This window comes from Bradyrhizobium sp. SZCCHNR1051 (assembly GCF_032489615.1).
Lineage (GTDB): Bacteria > Pseudomonadota > Alphaproteobacteria > Rhizobiales > Xanthobacteraceae > Bradyrhizobium.
In genome coordinates, this window is the sequence record NZ_JAUEYJ010000016.1 from 158,481 (window position 1) to 182,693 (window position 24,213).

Below are 24,213 nucleotides of genomic sequence, written 5' to 3' on the forward strand. Positions count from 1 at the left end.
GCAAAGCTGAGGAAGGTGAAGCGATCAGCATAGCTCGGGCGCAACCCGCCGCGGGACTGCGAACGCATGTGGCGATAGATCGCCGGCGTTGGGGGGGGGGGACGAGCGCTCTCGCCCAGGATTCCAGTGTCGTCCCGGCGAACGCCGGGACCCATAACCCCAGGGAGATGTTGTTGCGCACGATGTCGACCCAGTCATTCTTCACAATAACTGCCGCGGAGTATGGGTCCCGGCGTTCGCCGGGACGACAGCTGAGATTGCTGAGGCAGCTGGCCTCACACGGGCAGCGCGATCGAGTACTTCACCTGGCTCAGCGCAAAGCTACTTTCGATCGAGGCGATGCCGTCGAGACGAGTCAGCTTGGTTTTCAGGAACGCTTCATAGGAGGAGAGATCAGCCGCGACCACGCGCAGCAGGTAGTCGCGATTCCCCGTCATCAGATAGCACTCCAGCACCTCGGGCCAGGCCGAGATCGCCTTCTCGAACCGCTTCAGATCCTCCTCCTTCTGCCGCGCCAGCTTGATGGAGATGAAAACGGAGACGTGCAGCCCCAGCGCCTTCTGGTCGACGGTGGCGATGTAGCGGGTGATGACGCCGCGCTCCTCCAGCAGCTTGACGCGGCGGTGACAGGGCGACACCGACAGCCCGACCTTGTCGGCGAGCTCCTGCATGGTGATGCGGCCGTCGGCCTGGAGATGGGCGAGGATCTTGCGGTCGATGGCGTCGAGGTCAGGCATTGGGATGGTATCCCTAGAAGGGGTGATCAGATGGGAAAATATCCCAATAATAGCCTGTGATACGCGAAAATTTGAGAATTATGGTCTCGTCGACAGGATTAGGCTTGCAGAAGCCAAACAATCCCCCGGGAGCCGCGCCATGGCCACGCCATCCGCACCGTCAGACCGTCTCGACATGCTGAACGCGCTGGCCCGCAAGGCGCTGTGGCTGTCGTCCTGGACCATTCATCACGCCAACCACATCCGGCCGAACATTGACGGCCTCAAGGTCGGCGGCCACCAGGCCTCCTCGGCCTCGCTCGCGACCATCATGTCGGCGCTGTACTTCTCGGTGCTGCGCCCGGAGGACCGCGTCGCGGTGAAGCCGCATGCCAGCCCGGTGTTTCACGCCATCCAGTATCTGTTCGGCCGGCAGACCCGCGAGAAGCTGGAGAATTTCCGCGGCTTCAAGGGCGCGCAGTCCTATCCCTCGCGCACCAAGGACATCGACGACGTCGATTTCTCGACCGGCTCGGTCGGCCTCGGCGTCGCTCAGACGCTGTTCTCGTCGCTGGTGCAGGACTACGTGCACGCGCATGGCTGGATGAAGGACCGCCGCGAAGGCCGCATGATCGCGCTGGTCGGCGATGCCGAGATGGACGAGGGCAACATCTTCGAGGCGCTGGCGGAGGGCTGGAAGCACGGCCTGCGCAACACCTGGTGGATCGTGGACTACAACCGCCAGAGCCTGGACGCAGTCGTGCGCGAAGGCCTGTGGGAGAAGTTCGAGACCATGTTCCGCAATTTCGGTTGGGACGTGATGATCGTGAAATACGGTCGGCTGATGCGTGAGGCGTTTGCGGAAGCCGGCGGCGAGGCGTTGAAGCGCTGGATCGACAACTGCCCGAACGCGCTCTACGCGGCGCTGTGCTTCCAGGGCGGCGCCGCCTTCCGCAAGCACATCCAGGACGACATCGGCGATCAGGGCGACGTCACGCGGCTGCTCGACAAGCGCAGCGACGACGAGCTGCTGGCGCTGATGTCCAATCTCGGCGGCCACGACGTGGCGAGCATGCTCGAGGCGTTCGAGTCCATCGATCACGACCGCCCGGTCTGCTTCATCGCCTACACGATCAAGGGTGTTGGCCTGCCGTTCCAGGGCCACAAGGACAATCACGCCGGCCTGATGACGGTGGCGCAGATGGAGAAATGGCGCGCCCAGCAGAACATCCGCCCCGGCCATGAGTGGGACAAGTTCGAAGGGCTGAAGCAGGACCCGGCCAAGCTGGAGGCGTTTCTCGCCGCCGTGCCGTTCAATCGCGATGGCCGCCGGCTCGACGATGCCGTGTTCGACGTGCCGGAGCGGCTGACCTTCACGGCCGCGGCGCAGATGTCGACGCAGCAGGGCTTTGGCCTTGTTCTCAACGATCTCGCGCGCAGCGACACCGCGATGGCCTCGCGCATCGTGACGTCGTCGCCCGACGTCACCGTGTCGACCAATCTCGGCGCCTGGGTCAACCGCCGCGGCCTGTTCGCGCGCGCCGAGAAGGCCGACCTATTCCGTAGCGAGAAGATCCCGTCGACCTTCAACTGGGCGGCATCGCCGAAGGGCCAGCACATCGAGCTCGGCATCGCCGAGATGAACCTGTTCATCATGGCCTCCGCGCTCGGCCTGTCGCATGCCATCAATGGCGCCCGGCTGCTGCCGGTCGTGACGCTCTACGATCCCTTCATCGAGCGCGGCCTCGATGCGTTGAACTACGCCTGCTATCAGGATGCCCGCTTCATGGTGGCGGCAACGCCGTCGGGCGTGACGCTGGCACCGGAAGGCGGCGCGCATCAGTCGATTGCGACACCGTTGATCGGCATGGCGCAGGACGGGCTGTCGTCGTTCGAGCCGGCCTTCGTCGATGAGCTCGCCGCGATCATGAAATGGGGCTTTGCCCACATGCAAGCCGCGAGCGGCGAGGGCGGCTCGGTGTACTTGCGGCTGTCGACGCGCACCATCGATCAGCCGCAGCGGATCATGACGCCGGAGCTGGAGTCCGACATCGCCGCCGGCGCCTATTGGCTGCGCAAGCCGGGACCGAATGCCGAGGTGATCGTCGCCTATACCGGCGCGGTCGCGCCGGAGGCGATCGAGGCCACCGGCCTGATCGGCGAGTCCCGCCGCGACGTCGGCCTGCTCGCGATCACCTCGGCAGACCGGCTGCATGCGGGATGGACGGCGGCGCGCAGCCTGCGCCGGCATCGCCGCGGCGTGCAGCATCTCAGTCATGTCGATCAGCTGCTGGCGCCGCTGCCGCGCGATTGCGGCATCGTCACCGTGATCGACGGCCATCCGGCGACGCTCGGCTGGCTCGGCTCGGTGCGCGGCCATCGTGTCGAGGCGCTCGGCGTCGAAAAGTTCGGCCAGACCGGCACGATCGACGATCTCTATCGCCACAACGGCATGGATGCCAACGCGATCATCGATGCGGCCGAGAGCCTCACCGGCGCTCCGGTGCGGCATCGCAAGATGGCGGTGTGAGGGCGGGGGAAGAGGGGACTGAAAACAGCTGCGCCGTCTCCCCCACCTGGATGAAGGAGACGGCGTCGCAACTTGGAGCAAAAAGGGCTAGGTGCTGAAAAGCTACGCAATAAAAACTGGCGAAGTCATTCGTTGTGAAATGTTTTCCAGCGTCCTTTCGAGATGCTGGGCTGTCTATGAAGGAGAGAGTAATCGGCACGACCGGGCCACGATGTGAAGCAGTTCACATGTTGAAAATGAATCTGCGGACTGGGAATTCTGCCATCCGGAATGATCGCCGCAATCGCATTTGCTGCAATGCAAGATGGAGCGGCGACGAAACGCAGGGCCGTCGGCTTGCGCCGGTCGCGGCCTTGCTCCTATATCCGCGGGACGCAACCCCGGTCCCCGCATGTGGCGGGTTCATCCCGCGGATCGCGCGTGCCAGGATGCCGGCCCGCGTGCTGCCGCCCCCTCCATATGCTTCCACGTGAAGAGGTTTTCCGATGGTCAATCGCCTGCAATTCTACATCGACGGCGCCTGGGTCGATCCGGTCGTCAAGAAGTCCACGCCGGTCGTGAATCCGGCGACTGAAGAGGCGATGTACGAGGTTGCGCTGGGCTCCAAGGCCGATGTCGACAAGGCGGTCGCCGCCGCCAAGCGCGCCTTCGAGACGTTCTCGCAGACCTCGCGCGAGGAGCGCGTCGCGCTGTTCGAGAAGATCATCGCCGTCTACAAGGGCCGCATGAAGGAAATCGGTGCTGCCATCTCCGACGAGATGGGCGCGCCGCTGCCGATGGCGGAGAAGCTGCAGGCGGGCGCCGGTCTCGGCCATCTGATGTCGACGCTCGATGTGCTGAAGAAATATGAGTTCGAGGAGACGCTGCCGGCGTCCGTGGTGGTGCGCGAGCCGGTCGGCGTTGTCGGCATGATCACGCCCTGGAACTGGCCGCTCAACCAGATCGCCTGCAAGGTCGCCCCGGCGCTGGCCGCGGGTTGCACCATGATCCTGAAGCCGTCGGAGTTCACCCCGACCTCGGCGCTGATCTTCGCCGAGATCCTGCACGAGGCCGGCGTGCCGAAGGGCGTGTTCAACCTGATCAACGGCCTCGGGCCGGAGGTCGGTGCCGCCATGAGCGAGCATCCGGACATCGACATGATCTCGTTCACCGGCTCGACCCGCGCCGGCATCGACGTCGCCAAGCGCGCCGCGCCGACCGTGAAGCGCGTCAGCCAGGAGCTTGGCGGCAAGTCGCCGAACGTGATCTTGGAGGGGGCCGATCTGGTCAAGGCGGTGACGGGCGGCGTCATGCACATGTTCAACAATTCCGGCCAGTCCTGCAACGCGCCGTCGCGCATGATCGTGCCGGCCGCACGGATGAAGGAAGTGGCTGCGATCGCGAAGGGCGTTGCCGACAAGACCAAGGCCGGCGATCCGCGTGGCGAAGGCACCACGATCGGCCCGGTCGTCAATCGCGGCCAGTGGGACAAGATCCAGGCCCTGATCAACAAGGGCATCGAGGAGGGCGCCACGCTCGTCGCCGGCGGTCCCGGCCTGCCCGAGGGCGTCAACAAGGGCTTCTACGTGCGGCCGACGATCTTCGCCGACGTCAAGCCGGAGATGACGATCTCGCGCGAGGAGATCTTCGGGCCGGTGCTGGTGATCATCGGGGCCAAGGACGAGAACGAGGCGGTGCGTATCGCCAACGACACGCCCTATGGTCTTGCCGGATACGTCACGGCCCCGACGATCGAGAAGGCCCGCGAGGTCGGCCGCAAGATCCGCGCCGGCAACGTCAACCTTCAAGGTGTCCCGAACGACCGCACCGCGCCGTTTGGCGGCTACAAGCAGTCCGGCAACGGCCGCGAATGGGGCCGCTTCGGTCTCGAGGAATATCTCGAGGTCAAGGCGGTCGCGGGCTACAACGCGGCTTGATCGCGTGAGGACGTGTAGGGTGGGCAAAGCGCAGCGTGCCCACCATTCACGCCAACAACAGAGCTGGTGGGGATCATCCCCCCAGCGCGCCCTGCGTATTCACGTAGAGCGCGTAGATCGACTGGCTGGCGGCCATGAACAGCCGGTTGCGCTTCAGCCCGCCGAAGCAGAGATTGGCGCAGCGCTCGGGCAGAGCGATGCGGCCAATCGGCGCGCCGTCGGGCGCGAACACCATGACGCCGTCGAGCTCGGGCGTGCCCATGCCCCAGCCGCACCAGAGATTGCCGTCGATGTCGCAGCGCATGCCGTCCGGCGTGCCCGGGCCGGCATCGATGTGGATGCGCTTGTTAGTAAGGTTGGTACCGTCGCCGGAGACGTCGTAGGCGAGGATCTTGCGGGTCGGCGCGCCGCGGGATTCGACGACGTAGAGGATGCTCTCGTCGGGCGAGAAGCACAGCCCGTTCGGCCCCAGCACGCCCTCGGCGACGATGGTCGCCCGGCCGGTGGTGCCGTCGATCCGGTACACGTTGGCGTCGATCTCGGGCTCGGCCTTGTAGCCCTCGTAATTGCCGAGCAGTCCGAAGGTCGGATCGGTGAACCAGATCGAGCCGTCGGATTTGACCACGACGTCGTTCGGCGAATTCAACCGCTTGCCGTCGAAGCTGTCGATCAGCACCGTGATCGAGCCGTCATATTCGGTGCGGGTGACGCGGCGGCCGCCATGCTCGCAGGTGACCAGCCGGCCCTGCCGGTCGCGGGTGTTGCCGTTGGCGAAGTTGGAGGGCTTGCGGAACACCGAGACAGCGCCGGTCTCCTCCTCCCATTTGAGGATGCGCTGGTTGGGAATGTCGCTGCACAAGAGATAGCGGCCGTCGCCGAACCACACCGGTCCTTCGGCCCAGCGCAGGCCCGTCGCCAGCCGCTCGACGGCCGACAATTTGAGCCAGTATTTCTCGAAGCGCGGATCGAGCGCCTGGATCGCCGGATCGGGATAGAAGGTGGCAGGGCGAAAACCCTGGGCGTGAGCGTTTCCGTCGGACATCTGGCCGGTCCTGTTATTGCACCGTTACGATCTCTGCTATCATCCGCAAGCAATGACCGCAAACCTGCGGGCCGAACACGAGGGATGAAATGCCACGTATCTTGATGACCGGAGCGAGCGGTGGAATCGGCACTTCCTTGCGGAAGCTGCTCCCGCCGATCTATCCGGACCTTCTGCTCAGCGATCTCCGACCGCCTGCCGATCTCTCCAGCCAGGAGACGTTCAAGGCGGCCGATCTTGCCGACCTCTCCCAGGTCGAAGCACTGTGCGATGGCATCGACGGCATCATCCATTTCGGCGGCTATTCGGTCGAAGGTCCATGGAATGACATCCTGCAGGCCAACATCATCGGCAGCTACAACCTGTTCGAGGCGGCTCGCCGCAAGGGCGTCAAGCGCGTGGTGTTCGCGTCGTCAAACCACGCGGTTGGTTTCTATCCGCGCCATCGCAAGATCGACAACGACGTGCAACCGCGTCCCGACGGCCGCTACGGCGTCAGCAAGGTGTTCGGCGAAGCGCTCGGCTCGCTCTATGCCGACAAGCACGGGCTGAAGGTGACGTGCATCCGCATCGGCAATTTCGGCGACAAGCCGCTCGACCGGCGCCGGCTGTCGATCTGGCTGAAGCCGGAGGATCTGGTCCAGCTCTGCCGCATCGGCCTCGAGCATCCGGACATTCATTTCGATGTGCTCTATGGCGCCTCGTTGAACGAGCGCGCCTGGTGGGACAATCAGCGCGCCTACGATCTCGGCTATCGCCCGACCGGCCGCGCCGAGGATTTCCGCGAGCATGCTTTTGCGGAGCAAGCCAAGCTGCCCGCCGATCCGATCGGCGACTACTTCCAGGGCGGCGCTTTCTGCACCACCGAGTTCGATGGCGACACCAGCCGGATCATCGACTGGGGGTAATTGGGCGTCGTCATTCCGGGGCGCGTCCGCAGGACGCGAACCCGGAATCTCGATGTGAGAGCGCAAGACAACTTCTGGATTCCTGGTTCGCGCTTCGCGCGCCCCGGAATGACGTTGAGAATGAAAGAAGAGAAGACCATGACCGATGGCCTGCGCAAGGGACTGACTGCCTACGGCGATGCCGGCTTCTCGCTGTTCCTGCGCAAGGCCTTCATCAAGGCCGCCGGCTATTCGGACGACGCGCTCGACCGGCCCATCGTCGGCATCACCAACACCTACAGCGACTACAACCCCTGCCATGGCAACGTGCCGCAGATCCTAGAAGCGGTGAAGCGCGGGGTCATGCTGTCCGGCGCGATGCCGTTCGTGTTTCCGACGATCTCGATCGCCGAGAGCTTCGCGCATCCGACCTCGATGTATCTGCGCAACCTGATGGCGATGGAAACCGAGGAGATGATCCGTGCCCAGCCGATGGATGCGGTTGTCGTCATCGGCGGCTGCGACAAGACCTTGCCGGCGCAGATCATGGCGGCGGTGTCGGCCGACCTGCCGACGGTGGTCATCCCCGTTGGTCCGATGGTGGTCGGTCATCACAAGGGCGAGGTGCTCGGTGCCTGCACCGATTGCCGTCGCCTGTGGGCCAAGTATCGCGCCGGCGAGATGGATGACAGCGAGATCGAGGCAGTCAACGGCCGGCTGGCGCCCTCGGTCGGCACCTGCATGGTGATGGGAACGGCCTCGACGATGGCCTGCATCACCGAGGCCCTCGGATTGTCGCTGCCGATGAGCGCAACGATTCCGGCGCCGCACGCCGAGCGCTTCCGCTCGGCCGAAGCCAGCGGACGCGTCGCGGCCGAGATGGCCAAGGCCAAGGGGCCGAAACCGAGCGAGCTGCTGACGCCGTCCGCCTTCAAGAATGCGCAGGTGGTGCTGCAGGCAATCGGCGGCTCGACCAATGGCCTGGTGCATCTCACCGCGATCGCTGGCCGGACCCCGCACACAATCGATCTCGATGCATTCGACCGCATCGGCCGCGAGGTGCCGGTGCTGGTCGATCTCAAGCCATCCGGCGATCACTACATGGAGCATTTCCACCACGCCGGCGGCGTGCCGAAGCTGATGAAGCAGCTCGGTGATCTCATCGATCTCGATTGCCGCTCGATCACCGGCCAACCGCTGCGCGACATCGTGGCTGCCGCCGAGGACGTGCCGGGGCAGGACGTGATCCGCTCGCGCGACGACGCGATCAAGCCGGAGGGCGGGCTCGCGGTGCTGCGCGGCAACCTGGCGCCGCGCGGAGCCGTCATCAAGCATTCGGCCGCGAGCCCCAAGCTGCTGCAGCACACCGGGCGCGCCGTCGTGTTCGAGTCGATCGAGGATATGACCTTGCGAGTCGATGATCCCGCTCTCGACGTCTCGGCGGACGACGTCCTGGTGCTGCGCAACGCCGGGCCCAAAGGCGCCCCGGGCATGCCCGAGGCCGGCTATCTGCCGATCCCGAAGAAGCTCGCGCGCGGCGGCACCAAGGACATGGTGCGGATCTCCGATGCGCGCATGAGCGGCACCGCCTTTGGCACCATCGTCCTTCACATCACGCCGGAGTCCGCCGTCGGCGGGCCGCTGGCGCTGGTCCGGACCGGCGACATGATCCGGCTCGACGTCGCCAAGCGCAGCATTGACCTGCTGGTCGACGACGCCGAGCTGGACCGGCGCCGAGCTGCACTGAAGCAAGCCCCGACGCCGGAATGGGCGGAGCGCGGCTATGCGCACCTCTTTCATGAGACGATCCTGCAGGCCGACGACGGCTGCGATTTCGACTTCATGCGCCGGAAAGGGAAGGGGTGAGCGCAGTCCTACTTTCCTTTGCTGGTGAACCGCTTCACGGCGGCGCGGAATTCATCCGTGTGCATGCAGTTGATGATTGCGTCACGCTCGGCGGCGAGCTGGTCTTCGACCGAGCTGGTCGGCGCGCGGTGGATCAGCGCCTTGGTCGCCGCGATCCCCGCCGGCACATTCTGCGCCAGCCGCGCAGCCAGCGCGTCGGTAGCTGCGACGAGCTCGGAGGCCGGGACGATTTTCGCGACCAGTCCCCATTCGTAAGCCTGCGCCGCCGTGAAGCTGTCCTCGGCCAGGAATATCTGCAGCGCGCGCCGCACACCGACGGTCGCAACGACACCGACCGTGCCGCCGCCGTCGGGCGAGACGCCGAGCTTGGCATAGGCCGGCGTGAAGCGCGCATCCTCGGCCGCAATGCAGAGATCAGCCGCGAAGGCCAGCGACATTCCTGCACCGGCGGCGGAGCCGTGCACGCTGGCGAGCACGATCTTGGGCATGCGCCGCAGGCTCGCGATGAAGGCGTGGTAGTGGTGCAGCAGCTCGCTCACGACAGGCGTGATGGTGTCGGCCTCGGCGGCAGCGCCGACCGTCTGCAGGTCGCCGCCGGCGCAGAAGGCGCGGCCTTCGCCCTTGAGGACGAGCACCCGGATGGTCGGGTCCGCCTCGACCTGCGCCGCGAGCTGTTCCAGGCGCTGCGCGATGGCGAGGTTGATGGCGTTGAACGCTGCCGGTCGGTCCAGCGTGATGGTCGCGATCGGGCCGTCAATGCTCAGGCGAGCGGGGTCCGCGGCTGCGTCCGACATTCAATCCTCCCTTGCATGGTCGTTGCCGCATTTAAAGCGCACAGCAGGCCGGTGACAATGCCGGGGAAGTCTGCGACAACCCGGCTCGGCTGGCATGACGGGAGGTAAACCCGCAGCAGACAAGGCGTGCAAACACGGGATATGGACAGAATGGGGCAGGACGCAGTGACGAAGGGACCGGTTGTGATCGTGGGTGCGGGGCATGCGGGTTTCCAGCTCGCGACCTCGCTGCGTCAGGCAGGCTTTGCCGATCCCATTCACCTGATCAACGACGAGCCGCATCTGCCGTATCAGCGCCCGCCGCTGTCGAAGGCGTATCTCAAGGGAACGGGCGGCCCGGAGACCTTGATGTTCCGGCCGCAGAAATTCTACGCCGACCAGACCATCGATCTCGTCTACGACCGTGTGGTCGCGGTTCAGCGCGAAGCCCGCAAGGTGCTGCTCGCCTCGGGCAAGTCCCTGGACTACGGGCACCTCGTGTTCGCGACCGGTGCGCGCAACCGCCTGCTCGACATTCCCAATGCCAGCCTCCCGGCGGTCCGTTACTTGCGCATCCTCGACGACAGCGAAGCGCTCAGGACCTTGCTGGGCGATGCCAAGCGGGTCGTCGTGATCGGCGCCGGCTTCATCGGTCTCGAATTCGCGGCGACTGCGCGGATCAAGGGCCTCGAGGTCGACGTGCTCGAGCTCGGCGCGCGGGTGATGGCGCGGGCCGTGACCGCCGAGATCTCGGACTACTTCCAGAGGCAGCATGCGGAAGCCGGCGTGCGCATCCATCTCGGCGTGCAGGCCACCAGCATCGAGGCCGACGGCAACAAGGTCACCGGCGTCAGCCTCAGCGATGGTCGGCACATCCCCGCTGACCTCGTCGTGGTCGGCGTCGGCGTGCTGCCGAATGTCGAGCTCGCCGCTGAGGCAGGATTGCAGGTCGCCTCCGGCATCGTCGTCGACGAATATCTGCTCACCAGCGATCCGCACATCTCGGCCATCGGCGACTGCGCCCTGTTCGTCAGCCAGCGCTTCGGCGGGACGCTGCGGCTGGAGTCGGTGCAGAACGCCACCGATCACGCCCGCTGCGTCGCGGCGCGGCTGACGGGCGACGTCAAGCCCTATGACGGACAGCCGTGGTTCTGGAGCGACCAGGGCAATGACAAGCTCCAGATCGCGGGGCTCACCACCGGCTATGACCAGGTCGTGCTGCGCGGTGATCCCACGCAAAAGGCATTCTCCGCATTCTGTTACAAAGAGGGCCGGCTGGTCGGCATCGAGTCCGTCAACCGTGCCGGCGACCATATGTTCGGCCGCAAGTTGCTGGCTGCGGGCGGCACCTTGGATGCAGCCAAAGCCGCTGATCCCAGCTTCGACCTGAAGAGCGCTCTCGCTTAGAGCAGCGCGCGCACCTCCTCTGCGGTCGGCATCGAAGGGCCGGCACCCATCCGCTGCACCGAGATCGATGCGGCGATGTTGGCATAGCCGATCGCATCCGCGATCGCCGCGCCCTGCGACAGCCGCGCGGCCAGCGCGCCGACGAAGCAGTCGCCGGCGCCGGTGGTGTCGACGGCCTTGACCGCGCGGCCTTCGACCAGCCGGGCCTCGGCACCAGAAACCGCGACCGCGCCACGCGCGCCGAGCGTGACGCAGACCGTCTGGTCGTCGCGAGGCTTGAGCGCGCGAACCGCCTCATTCACCTGCTGCGGCGTCGGCGCGTTGCCGAGTTCGATCCCGGCCAGGAAACTGAGCTCGGTTTCGTTCAGCACGAGCACATCGACCAGCGCGAACAGCGTGCTGTCGAAGGCGCTCGCCGGGGCGGGGTTGAGGATCGTGGTGGCGCCGGCCGCTTTGGCACGCTGGAAGAACGCTATAATCGTCGCCTGCGGAATTTCGAACTGGCTGACGGCCACGTCTCCCGAGCCAAGAGACACCTGCGCCACATCGTCGGCGCTGACCTCGGCGTTGGTGCCTGATATCACCACGATCGTGTTGTCGGCTTGTGCGAGCGTGATGATCGCCGTTCCGGTCGACGCGCCCGCGCTGTCCTTCACGGCGGTGAGATCGATGCCCTGAGCCGTGAGAAATGCGCGCAACTGCTCGCCGAAGGCGTCGCGGCCGAGCCGGCCGATCAGCGCCGTCGGCGCGCCGAGCTTGGCTGCGGCGACCGCCTGGTTCGCTCCCTTGCCGCCGGGAAAGTACATCACCGACCGGCCGGCGACGGTCTCGCCGATGCGCGGATGGCGCTCGGCCGTCGCCACCACATCCATGTTGATGCTGCCGGCGACGACGACCCGCCCCATCCGCTTGCTCCCCACAACCGCTAGACGCGCGCCTCGAATTCCTGCCTGACCAGCTCGATGTCGGCGAGGGTCGGCAGGCCGGCCTCGTTGCCGAGCTTCTGGATCTTGAACGTCGAGGCCGCGCGCGCGAACTCGAAATGCTCCTTCCAGCCCTTCGCCGGATTGGCGAGGTACGAATACACATAGGCGCCGTGGAAGACGTCGCCGGCGCCGTTGGTGTCGATCACGCGCTCGCGCGGGATCGGATAGGCCGGCAGCGTATGCACGGCGCCGACCTCGTCATACCAGAGCAGGCCCTTCTCGCCCTGGGTGACGCCGCCAATGCGGCAGCCGCGGCTCTTCAGGTAGTCGAGCATCTTCTCCGGCGTGAGATCCATCTGCTCGCACAGCCGCTCGGCCACGATCGCGACGTCGATATATTCCAGGAGCTCATGGGTGTTGGTGCGCAGGCCGCCGCCGTCGAGCGAGGTCAGGACGCCGGCCTCGCGGCACAGCTTGGCATAATGCAACGCGGCGTCGGGCTGGTGGCCGTCGACATGCAGCGCCCGGCAACTGCCGAGATTGAGCAGCGGGAACGGGTGGATATGCGCATCGTCGCGGCAACGCACGATGGCGCGCTTGCCGTCCTTCGGCATGATGAAGGACAGCGAGGAGGCATTGACCTTCCGGGGGTGGACGGAGATGCCGTATTTCGCGGTCATGTCCTGGAACATCCGCCCGAGCCAGTCATTCGCGACGGTGGCGATCAGGTCGGGCACGATGCCGAGCTTGGCGCAGCAAAATGCCGCAGTCACCGCATTGCCGCCGAACGAGACGGCATAGTCGGAGGCCACGTGCTTCTCGTCCCCCGTCGGCATGTGGTCGGTGATGAACGTCACGTCGATGTAGGTCTGTCCGATGAAGAGGGCCTGCATTGCCATTTCTGTCTCACTAAGGGGTGATCGCGGCCCCGGCGCCGCAGATTAGCAAGCGGTCAAAGCGGATCAACGCTGAAATTCTTCGTCAAATCGTCACCATGGTGGTTGAGATCGGCCGTCTGCTACCGGTGGCCCCCTGCCGCCGGCGCTCGGGTCGCGCTATGGTTGCCGGCCTGCAGAAACGCAGATTCGGGAGTGGAATATGACTGTCTATGCGGGTCCGGTCTTCGAGATGGCCACCAATCAGTTCAACGTGATCGCCGACCATCTTGGCATCCCAGCCGACGAGCGGGACCGGCTTCTCTTGCCGAAGCGGGCGATCACCGTCTCGTGTCCGATCCACAAGGATGACGGCACGATCGCGGTCTATGAAGGCTACCGGGTCCAGCACCTCCTGACCATGGGACCGACCAAGGGCGGCACGCGCTTTGCTCCCACCGTCGACATCGGCGAGGTGGCGGCGCTGGCGATCTGGATGAGCTGGAAGTGCGCCCTCGTCGGGTTGCCTTATGGCGGCGCCAAGGGCGGCGTCAACGTCGATCTGTCCAAGCTGTCCCGGCGCGAGCTCGAATCGCTGTCCCGCCGCTACATGCAGGAGATGATCCCCTTCGTCGGCCCGCATACCGACGTGATGGCGCCCGACATGGGCACCAACGAGCAGGTGATGGCGTGGTTCATGGACACGTATTCCATGTACCAGGGGCAGACGGTGATGGAGATCGTGACCGGCAAGCCGGTGTTCTCCGGCGGCACCTTGGGTCGCCGCGAGGCGACCGGCCGCGGCGTCGCCCATGTGTCGAGGCGGGTGATGGATGAGCTGGGCATCGACCCGACCAAGTCCACCGCGGTCGTGCAGGGCTTTGGCAATGTCGGCTCCTATGCCGCGCTCGGCTTCCACCAGATGGGCATGAAGGTGATTGCGGTCAGCGATCACACCGGCGCCCTCCATGATCCCCGTGGTCTCGACATCCCGGCCTTGATGGCGCACGCCGCCAGGCACGGCAGCATTGCCGGCTTCTCCACCGAGCTCGCCTTCGATCCGCGGGAGATCCTGACCCTGGCCTGCGACATCCTCGTGCCGGCGGCTGTCGAGCGCGTGATCGACGCCAAGGTGGCGGCGAACCTGAAATGCCGCGTCATTGCGGAAGCCGCCAATGGCCCGACCACGCCGGATGCCGATCTGGTGCTCGACCAGCGCCGCAACGAGATCTTCCTCATTCCCGACATTCTCTGCAATTCCGGCGGCGTCATCGTCAGCTATTTCGAATGGGTGCAGGATCTGCAGCAGCTGTTCTGGGAGGAAGAGGAGGTAATGCGCAGGGAGTACCAGATCCTCGACCGTGCCTTCGAGCGCATGCTGACGCGCGGCAAGGCCGACGGCATCTCCCACCGGACCGCGGCGATGGCGATCGGCGTGGAGAAGGTGCGTGCCGCCAAGAACTCGCGAGGGCTGTTTCCGTGATCACCGGCCTCGACCACGTCGTCGTCCTTCTGCAGGACGTCCAGGCCGGCAGCGCCGCCTTCGAGACGCTGCTGGCGCGCAAGCCGTCCTGGCAGAATTCGGGCGAGGGCGCCGACCGCGTCCTGTTCACGCTCGACAATATGAGCCTGGAGCTGATGGCCCCGATGGGCCAGAGCGTGGCGGCCGACCGCATCCGCAACGTCATCAAGATCTGGGGCGAGGGGCTCGCCAGCATCTGCTTTGCCACCAACGACATCGCCAAGATGCATCGCAGATTGGAGCGCGTGGCGCTGAAGCCGGACCCGATCACCGAGGTCGAGAACACCGATCGCGTCTCGGGCCAGACGCTGCATTGGAAGCGCACCCGCGCCATGACCGATCTCACGCGTGGCGTGCGCATGTTCTTCCTCGAGCTTGCCGAGCCGCGCCCGCCGTCCGCCAAGACCGCCGATACGGCCATGCTCGGCCTCGACCATATCGTGATCTCGACCGAGGATCCCGAACGCGCCGCCGCGCTCTACGGCGCGCGGCTCGGGCTCGACATGGCGCTCGACCGCAGCCATCAGGAATGGGGGCAGTTGATGTTCTTCCGCTGCGGCGACCTGATCGTCGAGGTGGTGAAGCGGCCGGTCGCCGGCAACGACAAGGCCCATGACAAGCTGTGGGGCCTGAGCTGGCGTGTCGCCGACATCGAGGCGACGCGCGCGCGGCTGCTCGCCGCCGGCCTGCAGGTCTCCGAGCCGCGCGCCGGCCGTAAGCCGGGCACGCGGGTGATGAGCCTCTACAGCGGCACCTGCGGCATCCACACGCTGATCCTCGAGAAGACCCCGCGCGCGGCGGAGTGAGGTCGAAGCCGAGCCGACGGATGCCCAGGCGATCGACTATCAAGCCTATGTGAACGTGCTGGATGCTGCGCGGAGTGCTGGTGTGAGTCACTTCGTCCTGCTGTCCGCCATCTGCGTGCAGAAGCCGCTGCTGGCGTTCCAGAAGGCCAAGCTGGCGTTCGAAGCGCATCTGCCGGAGCAGGGGCTGACCTACTCGATCGTCCGCCCGACCGTTGAGTCCCGTCTGTCTCCCCGTCATTGCGAGGAGCGAAGCGACGAAGCAATCCAGAGTCGCGTGCGCGGCCCTGGATTGCTTCGCTTCGCTCGCAATGACGATGGTGAGAGTTGTGTCGGGGCGGTGAGACTTAAGCTGACGGAAGTGAGACATGAAGGTCCCATCTCGCGGCGCGTTTTCGCGTCCGAGCTTTGCTGATCGTCCTGCCCTCCTTGGGAAGAGGGCACGGGGAATGCCGGGCGCTGGCCGCACCCATGGCCCGCCTGCGAAAAAAATGCAGGCGGCAGGAACCACAGGTTCAGCCGAGTACACCCGGCATTCCCCGCGCGATGGTTTGACGGCTGCTTCGCGTTCTCCCCGGTGCGCCGGGCTTTCTGGCCACCGTTGCCCGCGCGACGCGTGAGCGCCAACGCAGGCGTAATACCAGCATCGGGGTATCAGGACCACGCGACTTGACCGTGCGCATCGCTGCCGTTCGTCGGCGCAGGGATCACCCACGCTGCAGCACCAACACGCCCACCGCATCCCGCACTCGACGTTCGTGACGACCGCGAAGCGCCCCTCTTGTGAGGCGGGACGGGAGAACGTATACATCAATTCTGAAAAAAAGAAAGAGATGTTTTCGAGGAGTGGGTGTTGGCCGGAGCGGGCGAGTATCGCCTTCTTTATGTAGCCGGTCAGACTTTCCGACAGCAGCGCGTAGGGCGGATGAGCGAAGCGTAATCCGCCGCGCCGGCAGCAGTGAACATGCATGTCACAACGCGTCGCTTGAGCGCTGGTTGTGACCGGCGAGGAGATATCGCTGATGAAATGCGGGTCTTTCGACAGCATCCGGCCGTGTCAGCGGCGGATTACGCTTCGCTCATCCGCCCTACAAATCACAGACTGAGGTGCTCCGGTCACTCCGCACAACGTGATCCTCGCCTCAGCCGACCACGCAAGGCACGTTCATGAATCCCCGAAACCGCACCCGTCCGCCGCGCACCGGCACGCCGTCCAGCTGGTAGTTCGGAAACCTCTTCACGAAGCGCGCGATCGCCACCGTGCCCTCCAGTCTTGCCAGCGCCATCCCTGCGCATTGGTGGGCGCCGGTGCCGAAGGCGAGGTGGCGGTTGGCGAGGCGGGTGATGTCGAAGCGTTCGGGATCGTCGAACTGGGCGGGATCGCGGTTGGCAGCGCCGATGCACAGCGTAACGGAGGTGCCGGGCTCGAGCGTGATGTCGCCGAGCGTGACCGGCTCGGTGGTCATGCGGTTGCCGAGCTGGTTCGAGCTCTCGTAGCGCAGGATCTCCTCGACGGCGGTGCGGATCAGGTTGGGGGCCTCGATCAGCCTCTCGCGCTCGGCCGGATGCTGGCACAGCAGGACGAGGCCGTTGCCGATCAAATTGGTGGTGGTCTCGTGTCCGGCATTGAGCAGGAAGATGCAATTGTGCAGGAGCTCCTTTTCGCTCAGACGCTCGCCGTCGGCCTCGCCCTGGATCAGGCGAGTCAGCACGTCGCGCTCCGGATTGCCGGGTGCCGCGCGGCGGCGTGCGACCAGCGTTTCCAGATAGGCGAGGAAATCGCCGACCGCCTGGTTGCCGCGGGCAAGCTGCTCGCGCGTCAGCACCGGCTCCAGCGCGCCGAGGATGGCAAGCGACCAGTCGCGCAAGGGGCCGCGCTCCTCGTGCGGCACGCCGAGCAGGTTGCCGATGACCTCGATCGGGATCGCCGCGGCGAAATCCTCGATCAGCTCGAATCTGTCCTTCGCTGCAATCCGGTCCAGGAGCCCATCGACGAGCGCAATCAGAGCGGGCTCCATCTCGGCGATCGCCCGCGGCGACAGCGCGCCCATGATCAGGCGGCGCACCCGCGTGTGCGCCGGGGGATCGTTGAACACGAGGCTCGTCGTGTGATGCTCGTAGAGCAGCGTGTCGCCATATTTCGGCGCGAACTCGCGCTTCTTGTCGGACGAGAACGTCTTCGTGGCCTTGTAGGCGGTGACGAGATCGTCGTAGCGGGTGAGGAAATAGGAGCCGCTGCGGAGGCGCTTGACCGGCGCATGCTGGCGCAGCGCGCGGTAGGTCGGGTAGGGATCGGCGTAGAACTCAGGCGTCAGGCGCTCGAGATCGAACTGGCTGGCGAGCGCTGCGTCGTCGGTCATCGATGGTCCTCCCGTCCGAGTCTCGTTTGTTGCTGCGACCGTCGCACGGTCGGCAGCAGAAGAAAATGTGCGACCCGGCAGCGCCGGGCACCGAGGGCAGGATCGGACCGCCCGCCCTGCCGCAGATCCGCCGCTTTCAGAGGTATAGAATTGCCTTTGGTGACGGTGAAATCCCGCCAGCGATTTCAGGGACTTGGCCGCCAAACCCTGCTGCGCCGCGGCATCTTTCTTGACATAGATCAAGTGAGTATTTACTCACGGCCGATGTCCACTTTGCGCATGACAAGCGATCTCCGCAGGCAGCTGATCCTCGGTGCAGCCAAGCGCTGCTTCGCGCGTCATGGCTATGCCGGCACCACGACCAAGAGCGTGGCTGCCGCAGCGGCGATCTCGGAAGCGCTGCTGTTCAAGCATTTCCCCTCCAAGGCGGCGCTGTATGCGGAGATCCTCACCGAGGAGTGCGAGACCGACCCGGATTTCGAGGTGCTGCTCAGCCAGGAACCTTCGACCGCGACGCTGGTCATGCTGATGGCCGGGATGGTCCGGCATTTCCTCGGCATTGCCGACGGCCCCAATGAGGAAGAAGAGCAGCGGCTGCGGCTGATGGCGTCGAGCCATCTCGATGATGGCGAATTCGCAAGGCTGCTGTATGCGAAGATCGATGATCTCATCGGCGCCAAGTTCGTTGACTCGCTGGTGACAGCCGTTGCCTCCGGTGACGCCGTGCGCTTAGTGGCCGCGCCCCGCGACCTGTTCTGGTTCGCGCATCACACCGTGTTGATGGCGGCATTGACGCGGCTTCCATCCGTTCCATGTGTGCCGTATGGAACTGCGGCGAGCCTGGAGCGCCAGCTCAGCGAATTCATCCTGCGCGGCATCGGACTGACCGACGCCGCCATTGCGTGCTACCTCGATCACGAATTGTCGCAACCTCCGGTCCGGCCGGCGACGGCAGAAAGTGCATGACATGAACATTGCGACCGAACCCAAGCTCTCCGGAAAGCCGGTCGACGACAAGCCGCGCAAGCGCACCCGCCCGGTGCTGTGGTTCATCGTGATCGGCGGCCTGCTCGCGGCGCTGGTCGGCGGCCTCGTGTGGTTCAACATGTTCCGCGACAAGATGATCGCGCAGTTCTTCGCCAACATGAAGCCGCCGCCGATCAGCGTCACCGTCGCGACCGCGAGCCCGGAGACCGTGCCGAACCTGCTGACGGCCGTCGGCGATCTCGCCGCCGTGCACCAGGTCAACGTGACCTCGGACGTCAGCGGCCGCATCACCGACATCATGTTCACCCCGGGCTCCACGGTGAAGCAGGGCGCGCCGCTGGTGCAGCTCTATGACGCGCCGGATCAGGGCGATCTCGCCAACTACAAGGCCCAGGTGACCGTGGCGCAATTGTCGCTCGATCGCGCCAAGCAGCTGGCATCGCGCCAGTTCGGGCCGCAGGCGACCGTCGACCAGGCCCAGGCCGCCTACGACCAGGCGCAGGCCGGCATCGCCAAGACCGAGGCGCTGATCGCGCAGAAGCTGGTGCGCGCGCCGTTCGACGGCGATCTCGGCGTCCGCAAGGTCGAGGTCGGCCAGTATCTCAGCGCCGGCACGCAGATCGTGTCGCTGACCGATCTGTCGGAGCTGTGGGTGAACTTCACCGTGACGGAGAAGGACAGCGGCCAGCTCAAGGTCGGCCAGACCGTCCGCATCGGCGTCGATGCCTATCCGGGCCGGACCTTCGAAGGCAAGATCACCACGATCGAGCCGCAGATCGCGACCGACACCCGCAACATCCGCGTGCAGGCGACGATCGCCAATCCGGAGCGCATCCTGAAGCCGGGCATGTTCGCCACCGCCACCGTGGTGCTGCCGGAGAAGCCGCCGGTGCTGACGGTGCCGGAGACCGCGGTCGACTACACGCTCTATGGCGACTCGGTGTTCGTGATCAACGAGAAGAAGACCGACGACGGCAAGACCGCGCTGACGGCCGACCGGATCTATGTGCAGACCGGAGATCGCATCAATGGCCGCGCGGTGATCCTGAAGGGCCTGAAGGAGGGCGATCGCGTCGTCGCCGTCGGCCAGCTCAAGATCCAGTCCGGCGCTGCCGTCGCGATCTCGACCGATCCGCCGCCGCCGGTGCCGGCGAAGCCGCCGCGCTACTGAGCGAGCCTCTGAGCCAATGCCGGGCCGCCTCCATGAGGCGGCCCGCCCGCACCCCACCCGCCTCCTGCTGACGAGATTGCCGCGATGCGTTTCACCGATATCTTCATCAAGCGCCCGGTGCTGTCGGTCGTCGTCAGCCTGCTCATCCTGCTGCTCGGCCTGCGCGCGGCGTTCGAGCTGCCGATCCGGCAATATCCGAAGCTGTCCAACACGGTCGTCAACGTCACGACCGTCTATCCCGGCGCCTCCGCCGACCTCATCCAGGGCTTCATCACGACGCCGCTGGAGCAGGCGGTCGCGTCCGCCGAGGGCGTCGACTACATCACCTCGTCCTCGGTGCAGGGCACCAGCACGATCCAGGTCTTCATCAAGCTCAACTTCGATCCGAACCAGGCGCTCACCGAGGTGCTCGCCAAGGTCAACTCGGTCCGCTACCTCATCCCGAAGGAATCCAACGACCCGATCGTGACCAAGACCACGGGGCAGACGACGTCGGTGATGTATCTCGGCTTCTCCAGCGAGGAGCTGTCGGGATCGGCGATCTCGGACTATCTGACGCGCGTGGTGCAGCCGGTGCTGTCGACGGTCGACGGCGTCGCTGCGGCCAACATTCTCGGCGGCCAGACCTTCGCGATGCGGATCTGGCTGAACCCCGAGAAGATGGCCGGCCGCAACGTGTCGCCGACGGATGTCGCGGCGGCGATCGCGGCCAACAACTTCCAGTCCGCGGCCGGCCAGGCCAAGGGCTACTTCATCGTTTCCAACATCACGACGAATACCGGCCTGACCGACGTCAACCAGTTCAAGCGGATGATCGTCAAGGCCAAGGACGGCGGCTTCGTCCGCATGGAGGACATCGCCACCGTCGAGCTCGCGGCGCAGAGCACCGATGCCAGCGTCGCCTTCAGCGGCGAGCGCGCGATCTTCATCGGCGTCGACGCGACGCCGCAGGGCAACCCGCTCAACATCGTCAAGGGTGTGCGCGCGCTGTTCCCCGACCTCGAGCGCAACCTGCCGCCATCGATGAAGATGAAGGTGGCCTATGATTCCACCAAATTCATCCAGTCCTCGATCGACGAGGTCGAGCATACGCTCGGCGAAGCGGTGCTGATCGTCATCGTCGTGATCTTCCTGTTCCTGGCGTCGCTGCGCTCGGTCATCATTCCGGTGGTGACGATCCCGCTGTCGCTGATCGGCGTCTGCACGATGATGCTGGCGTTCGGCTTCAGCATCAATCTGCTGACGCTGCTGGCCATGGTGCTGGCGATCGGCCTCGTCGTCGACGACGCCATCGTCGTGGTGGAGAACATCCACCGCCATCTGGAGGAGGGCAAGGCGCCTGTCCAGGCTGCCCTGCAGGGCGCGCGCGAGATCGTCGGTCCGGTCATCTCGATGACCATCACGCTGGCGGCGGTGTATGCGCCGATCGGCTTCCTCGGCGGTCTGACCGGCTCGCTATTCCGTGAGTTCGCCTTCACGCTCGCCGGCTCGGTCATCGTGTCGGGAGTCATTGCTTTGACGCTGTCGCCGATGATGTGCTCGGTGCTGCTGAAGAGCGCCGATGAGGGCCGCTTCGCGCGCCTCGTCAACCGGGTGTTCGGCGCGATGACGCGCTGGTACGGCCGCCGGCTCGACCGCTCGCTCGACTACCGGCCGGTGACCGCGCTGTTCGCGCTGACGATCCTCGGCCTGGTCGGCTTCCTCTACATGCACACCTCGAAGGAGCTGGCTCCGGAGGAGGATCAGGGCATCGTGTTCTCGATCACCAAGGCGCCGAAATACGCCAACATCGACTACATCAACTTCTACACCGACAAGGTCGACAAGGCGTTCGCGAAGTTCCCCGAGACCGACCTTCGCTTCGTTCTGAACGGCATCCTCGGCCCGCAGGGCGGCTTTGCCGGCATGCTGCTCAAGCCCTGGGACGAGCGCACGCGCTCCTCGATCAAGCTGAAGCCGCTGGTGCAGGCGGAGCTGTCGAAGATCGAGGGCATCAACGCCTTCGCCTTCAATCTGCCGGCGCTGCCGGGCGGCCCCGGCGGTCTGCCGGTGCAGATGGTGATCAGCTCGACCAGCGGCTTCCAGGCGGTCTATGAGCAGATGGCCAAGCTGAAGGACGCCGCGCGCAAGAGCGGAATGTTCATCGTCTCCGACAGCGACCTCGAGTTCAACCAGCCGGTGGTCAAGGTCTGGATCAATCGCAGCAAGGCGAGCGATCTCGGCATCACCATGCAGTCGATCGGCAACACGCTCGCGGTGCTGCTCGGCGGCAACTACATCAACCGCTTCAACCTCGAAGGCCGCTCCTATCAGGTGATCCCGCAGGTGCCGCGCGACAAGCGGCTGTCGCCGGAATCGCTGTCGGGCTACTATGTCGCGACCGCCGCCGGCCAGCAGGTGCCGCTGTCGACGGTGGTCAACATTGAGACCGCGACCGACCCGAACTCGCTGACGCATTTCAACCAGCTCAACTCGGCGACCTTCTCCGCCGTGCCGATGCCCGGCGTCACGGTCGGGCAGGCGGTCGACTTCCTGGAGAAGCAGGCCAAGAACCTGCCGTCCGGCTTCAGCCACGATTATCTCGCCGACGCCCGTCAATACGTCCAGGAAGGCAACCAGCTCGCCATCACCTTCGGCTTCGCGCTGATCATCATCTTCCTGGTGCTGGCGGCGCAGTTCGAGAGCCTGCGCGATCCGTTCGTGATCATGATCAGCGTGCCCATGGCGATCGTCGGTGCCTTGATCCCGCTGTTCTTTGGCCTCGCGACCATGAACATCTACACCCAGGTCGGCCTGCTGACGCTGGTCGGCCTGATCACCAAGCACGGCATCCTGATGGTGGAGTTCGCCAACGAGCTGCAGCTCAACGAGGGGATGGACCGCCGCACCGCCATCGAGACGTCCGCACGCATCCGCTTGCGGCCGATCCTGATGACGACGGCGGCGATGGTCACCGGCTTGATCCCGCTCTTGACCGCGACCGGTGCCGGCGCCGCCAGCCGCTTCTCGATCGGCCTCGTCGTCGTCGCCGGCATGTCGATCGGCACTTTGTTCACGCTGTTCGTGCTGCCGGCCGTCTACACCGTCATCGCCACCGACCACCAGGCCGCCGCCAAGTCGCAGCGCGCGCGGCAGATCGCCCAGTTCGACGCCGAGACCGACCACGCGCTGAAGGCGACGTGAGCAGTTGCTGAAGATCAACGGCGGCTGCTCCTGGCAGTCGCCGTTTTTGTCGGGCCGTCTCTTACTCCCCTTACTGTCGTCACGGCCGGCGGCGCCCGCCGCGGCGCTCAGCACAGCGGCCTCTTAAAGAACAGATGGTCGAGCAGGATCAGCAGAGCGGCGATGCCGATGATGATGAAAAACGCGAAGGCGTAGTGCAAGGACCGATGGAAGTGCGCGCGATAGGCGCGGGAATATTCGTCGGCAGTCACACGGCGGAGCGTGAACCAGCCGCGCCATTCCGGTGCATGGCTCGCCATCAAGACCCGCTCGCGAAACGCCAGCGCCCAGATTACGACGCCAGCCCCCATGTCGACGATCGTCAGCAATCGCAGGAGATCCTCAGCCATTCGAGCTAGCACGGAGAGACCTCGCTCACTGCTCCTGCTGCGGATCGAGCGCGTCGCGCAGGCCGTCGCCGAGGAGGTTGAGCGACAGCACGACGAGGAAGATCGCAAGCCCCGGCCAGATCGCCATCCATGGCGCGTTGGTGAGGAAGCGCTGGGCGGCGTTGAGCATGCTGCCCCAGGACGGCGCCGGCGGCTGCTGGCCCAACCCCAGGAACGAGAGCGCGGCCTCGGCGATGATGGCGGCGGCGACCGATAAGGTCGCCTGCACCAGCAGCGCCGGCATGATGTTCGGCAGGATGTGCCTGACCGCGATCTGCAGGTCGGTGTCGCCGACGCTGCGGGCGGCCTCGACATATTCCTCGACCTTGACGCTCATCACCTCGCCGCGGGTCAGCCGGACGAAGATCGGTGTTGCCGAGACGCCGATCGCGATCATCGCATTGCCGAGGCTCGGCCCCAGGAACGCCGCCAGCGCGATCGCCAGAATCAGGAACGGGCAGGCCAGCATCGCGTCGGTGATGCGGCTGATCAGGGCATCGATGAAGCCGCCGCGGTATCCTGCGAGCATGCCAATGGGGACGCCGATCGCCAGCGCGATGGCGACGGAGATCGCTCCTGCCAGCAGCGAGGCGCGCGCGCCGTAGATGACGCGGGCCAGCACGTCGCGGCCGAGATCGTCGGTGCCGAACCAATGTGCCGCCGACGGCGCCTTGCGGACGAGAGTCCAGCTCGTCTTGATGGGATCGGCGGGCGCCACCAGCGGCGCAAGCACGGCGAGCAGGATGAAGACCGCGATCAGGCCGAGCCCGACCATGGCACCCTTGCGCTTGACGAGGCGGCGCAGGGTGCGCTGCATCGGC

The 24,213-nt window shown here is 65.6% G+C and carries 18 protein-coding genes and 1 pseudogene; 11 read left to right on the forward strand and 8 right to left on the reverse strand.

What is annotated here, in order from left to right:
• Window positions 1-275 precede the first annotated feature (275 nt).
• Complete coding sequence (locus tag QW868_RS20660; RefSeq protein ID WP_315737180.1) at window positions 276-737, reverse strand: Lrp/AsnC family transcriptional regulator; 462 nt, start codon at window positions 735-737, stop codon at window positions 276-278.
• A 139-nt stretch (window positions 738-876) separates the two neighbouring features.
• Between QW868_RS20660 and QW868_RS20665 the strand changes: the two genes are divergently transcribed.
• Window positions 877-3,246 (forward strand): transketolase, encoded by a 2,370-nt coding sequence (locus QW868_RS20665; RefSeq protein ID WP_316231357.1) that lies wholly within the window; start codon window positions 877-879, stop codon window positions 3,244-3,246.
• A 485-nt stretch (window positions 3,247-3,731) separates the two neighbouring features.
• The gene (locus QW868_RS20670) at window positions 3,732-5,162 is read left to right on the forward strand and encodes an aldehyde dehydrogenase family protein (protein ID WP_315813016.1); all 1,431 of its coding nucleotides are present in this window, start codon (window positions 3,732-3,734) and stop codon (window positions 5,160-5,162) included.
• 73 nt (window positions 5,163-5,235) lie between these two features.
• Here QW868_RS20670 and QW868_RS20675 read toward each other — a convergent pair whose 3' ends face one another.
• Window positions 5,236-6,204 (reverse strand): SMP-30/gluconolactonase/LRE family protein, encoded by a 969-nt coding sequence (locus QW868_RS20675; RefSeq protein ID WP_315813017.1) that lies wholly within the window; start codon window positions 6,202-6,204, stop codon window positions 5,236-5,238.
• Window positions 6,205-6,293: 89 nt separating this feature from the next.
• Between QW868_RS20675 and QW868_RS20680 the strand changes: the two genes are divergently transcribed.
• A complete protein-coding gene (locus tag QW868_RS20680; protein ID WP_316231358.1) occupies window positions 6,294-7,112 on the forward strand; it encodes an NAD(P)-dependent oxidoreductase in 819 nt (272 codons plus the stop codon).
• A gap of 138 nt (window positions 7,113-7,250) precedes the next feature.
• Window positions 7,251-8,957, forward strand: coding sequence for an IlvD/Edd family dehydratase (locus QW868_RS20685; protein WP_316231378.1), 1,707 nt, complete (start codon window positions 7,251-7,253; stop codon window positions 8,955-8,957).
• 8 nt (window positions 8,958-8,965) lie between these two features.
• On the opposite strand, the gene QW868_RS20690 is transcribed toward QW868_RS20685, so the two are convergent.
• Entirely contained in the window at window positions 8,966-9,751 is a 786-nt protein-coding gene (locus tag QW868_RS20690; RefSeq protein WP_316231359.1) for an enoyl-CoA hydratase/isomerase family protein, read from the reverse strand.
• Window positions 9,752-9,901: 150 nt separating this feature from the next.
• Between QW868_RS20690 and QW868_RS20695 the strand changes: the two genes are divergently transcribed.
• Window positions 9,902-11,137, forward strand: a complete 1,236-nt coding sequence (locus QW868_RS20695; RefSeq protein ID WP_316231360.1) for an NAD(P)/FAD-dependent oxidoreductase — start codon at window positions 9,902-9,904, stop codon at window positions 11,135-11,137.
• Here QW868_RS20695 and rbsK read toward each other — a convergent pair.
• Both rbsK and QW868_RS20705 read right to left on the reverse strand, forming a co-directional pair.
• Complete coding sequence (gene rbsK, locus QW868_RS20700) at window positions 11,134-12,042, reverse strand: ribokinase (RefSeq protein ID WP_316231361.1); 909 nt, start codon at window positions 12,040-12,042, stop codon at window positions 11,134-11,136. The two genes, QW868_RS20695 and rbsK, sit on opposite strands and share 4 nt — an antisense overlap.
• A 20-nt stretch (window positions 12,043-12,062) precedes the next feature.
• Complete coding sequence (locus QW868_RS20705; RefSeq protein ID WP_316231379.1) at window positions 12,063-12,956, reverse strand: sugar kinase; 894 nt, start codon at window positions 12,954-12,956, stop codon at window positions 12,063-12,065.
• A 205-nt stretch (window positions 12,957-13,161) separates the two neighbouring features.
• Between QW868_RS20705 and QW868_RS20710 the strand changes: the two genes are divergently transcribed.
• The 3 genes and pseudogenes from QW868_RS20710 to QW868_RS20720 form a co-directional block, all read left to right on the forward strand.
• The gene (locus QW868_RS20710) at window positions 13,162-14,421 is read left to right on the forward strand and encodes a Glu/Leu/Phe/Val dehydrogenase (RefSeq protein ID WP_315737188.1); all 1,260 of its coding nucleotides are present in this window, start codon (window positions 13,162-13,164) and stop codon (window positions 14,419-14,421) included.
• Window positions 14,418-15,266, forward strand: coding sequence for a VOC family protein (locus QW868_RS20715; protein WP_316231362.1), 849 nt, complete (start codon window positions 14,418-14,420; stop codon window positions 15,264-15,266). The genes QW868_RS20710 and QW868_RS20715 overlap by 4 nt, the downstream gene beginning before the upstream one ends.
• Window positions 15,267-15,279: 13 nt before the next feature.
• Window positions 15,280-15,477, forward strand: a pseudogene (locus QW868_RS20720) (NAD(P)H-binding protein); the annotation flags it as partial.
• Window positions 15,478-16,405: 928 nt separating this feature from the next.
• Here the strand turns inward: QW868_RS20720 and QW868_RS20725 are convergent.
• Window positions 16,406-17,623 (reverse strand): cytochrome P450, encoded by a 1,218-nt coding sequence (locus tag QW868_RS20725; protein ID WP_316231363.1) that lies wholly within the window; start codon window positions 17,621-17,623, stop codon window positions 16,406-16,408.
• A 279-nt stretch (window positions 17,624-17,902) separates the two neighbouring features.
• Here QW868_RS20725 and QW868_RS20730 point away from each other — a divergent pair, with 279 nt between their 5' ends.
• The 3 genes from QW868_RS20730 to QW868_RS20740 all read left to right on the forward strand — a co-directional run bounded on the left by QW868_RS20730 (window position 17,903) and on the right by QW868_RS20740 (window position 22,964).
• Window positions 17,903-18,589 (forward strand): helix-turn-helix domain-containing protein, encoded by a 687-nt coding sequence (locus QW868_RS20730; RefSeq protein ID WP_315737712.1) that lies wholly within the window; start codon window positions 17,903-17,905, stop codon window positions 18,587-18,589.
• Window position 18,590: 1 nt separating this feature from the next.
• Complete coding sequence (locus QW868_RS20735) at window positions 18,591-19,781, forward strand: efflux RND transporter periplasmic adaptor subunit (RefSeq protein WP_315737192.1); 1,191 nt, start codon at window positions 18,591-18,593, stop codon at window positions 19,779-19,781.
• A gap of 84 nt (window positions 19,782-19,865) precedes the next feature.
• Window positions 19,866-22,964, forward strand: coding sequence for a MexW/MexI family multidrug efflux RND transporter permease subunit (locus tag QW868_RS20740; RefSeq protein WP_315737193.1), 3,099 nt, complete (start codon window positions 19,866-19,868; stop codon window positions 22,962-22,964).
• Between the two features lie 107 nt (window positions 22,965-23,071).
• Here the strand turns inward: QW868_RS20740 and QW868_RS20745 are convergent, their stop codons facing one another.
• Window positions 23,072-23,353 carry a hypothetical protein gene (locus QW868_RS20745; RefSeq protein WP_315776418.1) on the reverse strand — a complete coding sequence of 94 codons (282 nt, stop codon included), beginning with the start codon at window positions 23,351-23,353 and terminating at the stop codon, window positions 23,072-23,074.
• A gap of 25 nt (window positions 23,354-23,378) precedes the next feature.
• Window positions 23,379-24,209, reverse strand: a complete 831-nt coding sequence (locus QW868_RS20750) for an ABC transporter permease (protein WP_316231380.1) — start codon at window positions 24,207-24,209, stop codon at window positions 23,379-23,381.
• Window positions 24,210-24,213 lie beyond the last annotated feature (4 nt).

Bases quoted from the DNA above. Each gene is read 5' to 3' on its own strand.
- rbsK (WP_316231361.1), bottom strand. From the start codon at position 12,042: ATGGGGCGGGTCGTCGTCGCCGGCAGCATCAACATGGATGTGGTGGCG.
- QW868_RS20710 (WP_315737188.1), top strand. From the start codon at position 13,162: ATGACTGTCTATGCGGGTCCGGTCTTCGAGATGGCCACCAATCAGTTC.
- QW868_RS20750 (WP_316231380.1), bottom strand. From the start codon at position 24,209: ATGCAGCGCACCCTGCGCCGCCTCGTCAAGCGCAAGGGTGCCATGGTC.
- QW868_RS20705 (WP_316231379.1), bottom strand. From the start codon at position 12,956: ATGCAGGCCCTCTTCATCGGACAGACCTACATCGACGTGACGTTCATC.
- QW868_RS20685 (WP_316231378.1), top strand. From the start codon at position 7,251: ATGACCGATGGCCTGCGCAAGGGACTGACTGCCTACGGCGATGCCGGC.
- QW868_RS20740 (WP_315737193.1), top strand. From the start codon at position 19,866: ATGCGTTTCACCGATATCTTCATCAAGCGCCCGGTGCTGTCGGTCGTC.
- QW868_RS20675 (WP_315813017.1), bottom strand. From the start codon at position 6,204: ATGTCCGACGGAAACGCTCACGCCCAGGGTTTTCGCCCTGCCACCTTC.
- QW868_RS20735 (WP_315737192.1), top strand. From the start codon at position 18,591: ATGAACATTGCGACCGAACCCAAGCTCTCCGGAAAGCCGGTCGACGAC.
- QW868_RS20690 (WP_316231359.1), bottom strand. From the start codon at position 9,751: ATGTCGGACGCAGCCGCGGACCCCGCTCGCCTGAGCATTGACGGCCCG.
- QW868_RS20730 (WP_315737712.1), top strand. From the start codon at position 17,903: ATGACAAGCGATCTCCGCAGGCAGCTGATCCTCGGTGCAGCCAAGCGC.
- QW868_RS20725 (WP_316231363.1), bottom strand. From the start codon at position 17,623: ATGACCGACGACGCAGCGCTCGCCAGCCAGTTCGATCTCGAGCGCCTG.
- QW868_RS20660 (WP_315737180.1), bottom strand. From the start codon at position 737: ATGCCTGACCTCGACGCCATCGACCGCAAGATCCTCGCCCATCTCCAG.
- QW868_RS20670 (WP_315813016.1), top strand. From the start codon at position 3,732: ATGGTCAATCGCCTGCAATTCTACATCGACGGCGCCTGGGTCGATCCG.
- QW868_RS20665 (WP_316231357.1), top strand. From the start codon at position 877: ATGGCCACGCCATCCGCACCGTCAGACCGTCTCGACATGCTGAACGCG.
- QW868_RS20745 (WP_315776418.1), bottom strand. From the start codon at position 23,353: ATGGCTGAGGATCTCCTGCGATTGCTGACGATCGTCGACATGGGGGCT.
- QW868_RS20695 (WP_316231360.1), top strand. From the start codon at position 9,902: ATGGGGCAGGACGCAGTGACGAAGGGACCGGTTGTGATCGTGGGTGCG.
- QW868_RS20680 (WP_316231358.1), top strand. From the start codon at position 6,294: ATGCCACGTATCTTGATGACCGGAGCGAGCGGTGGAATCGGCACTTCC.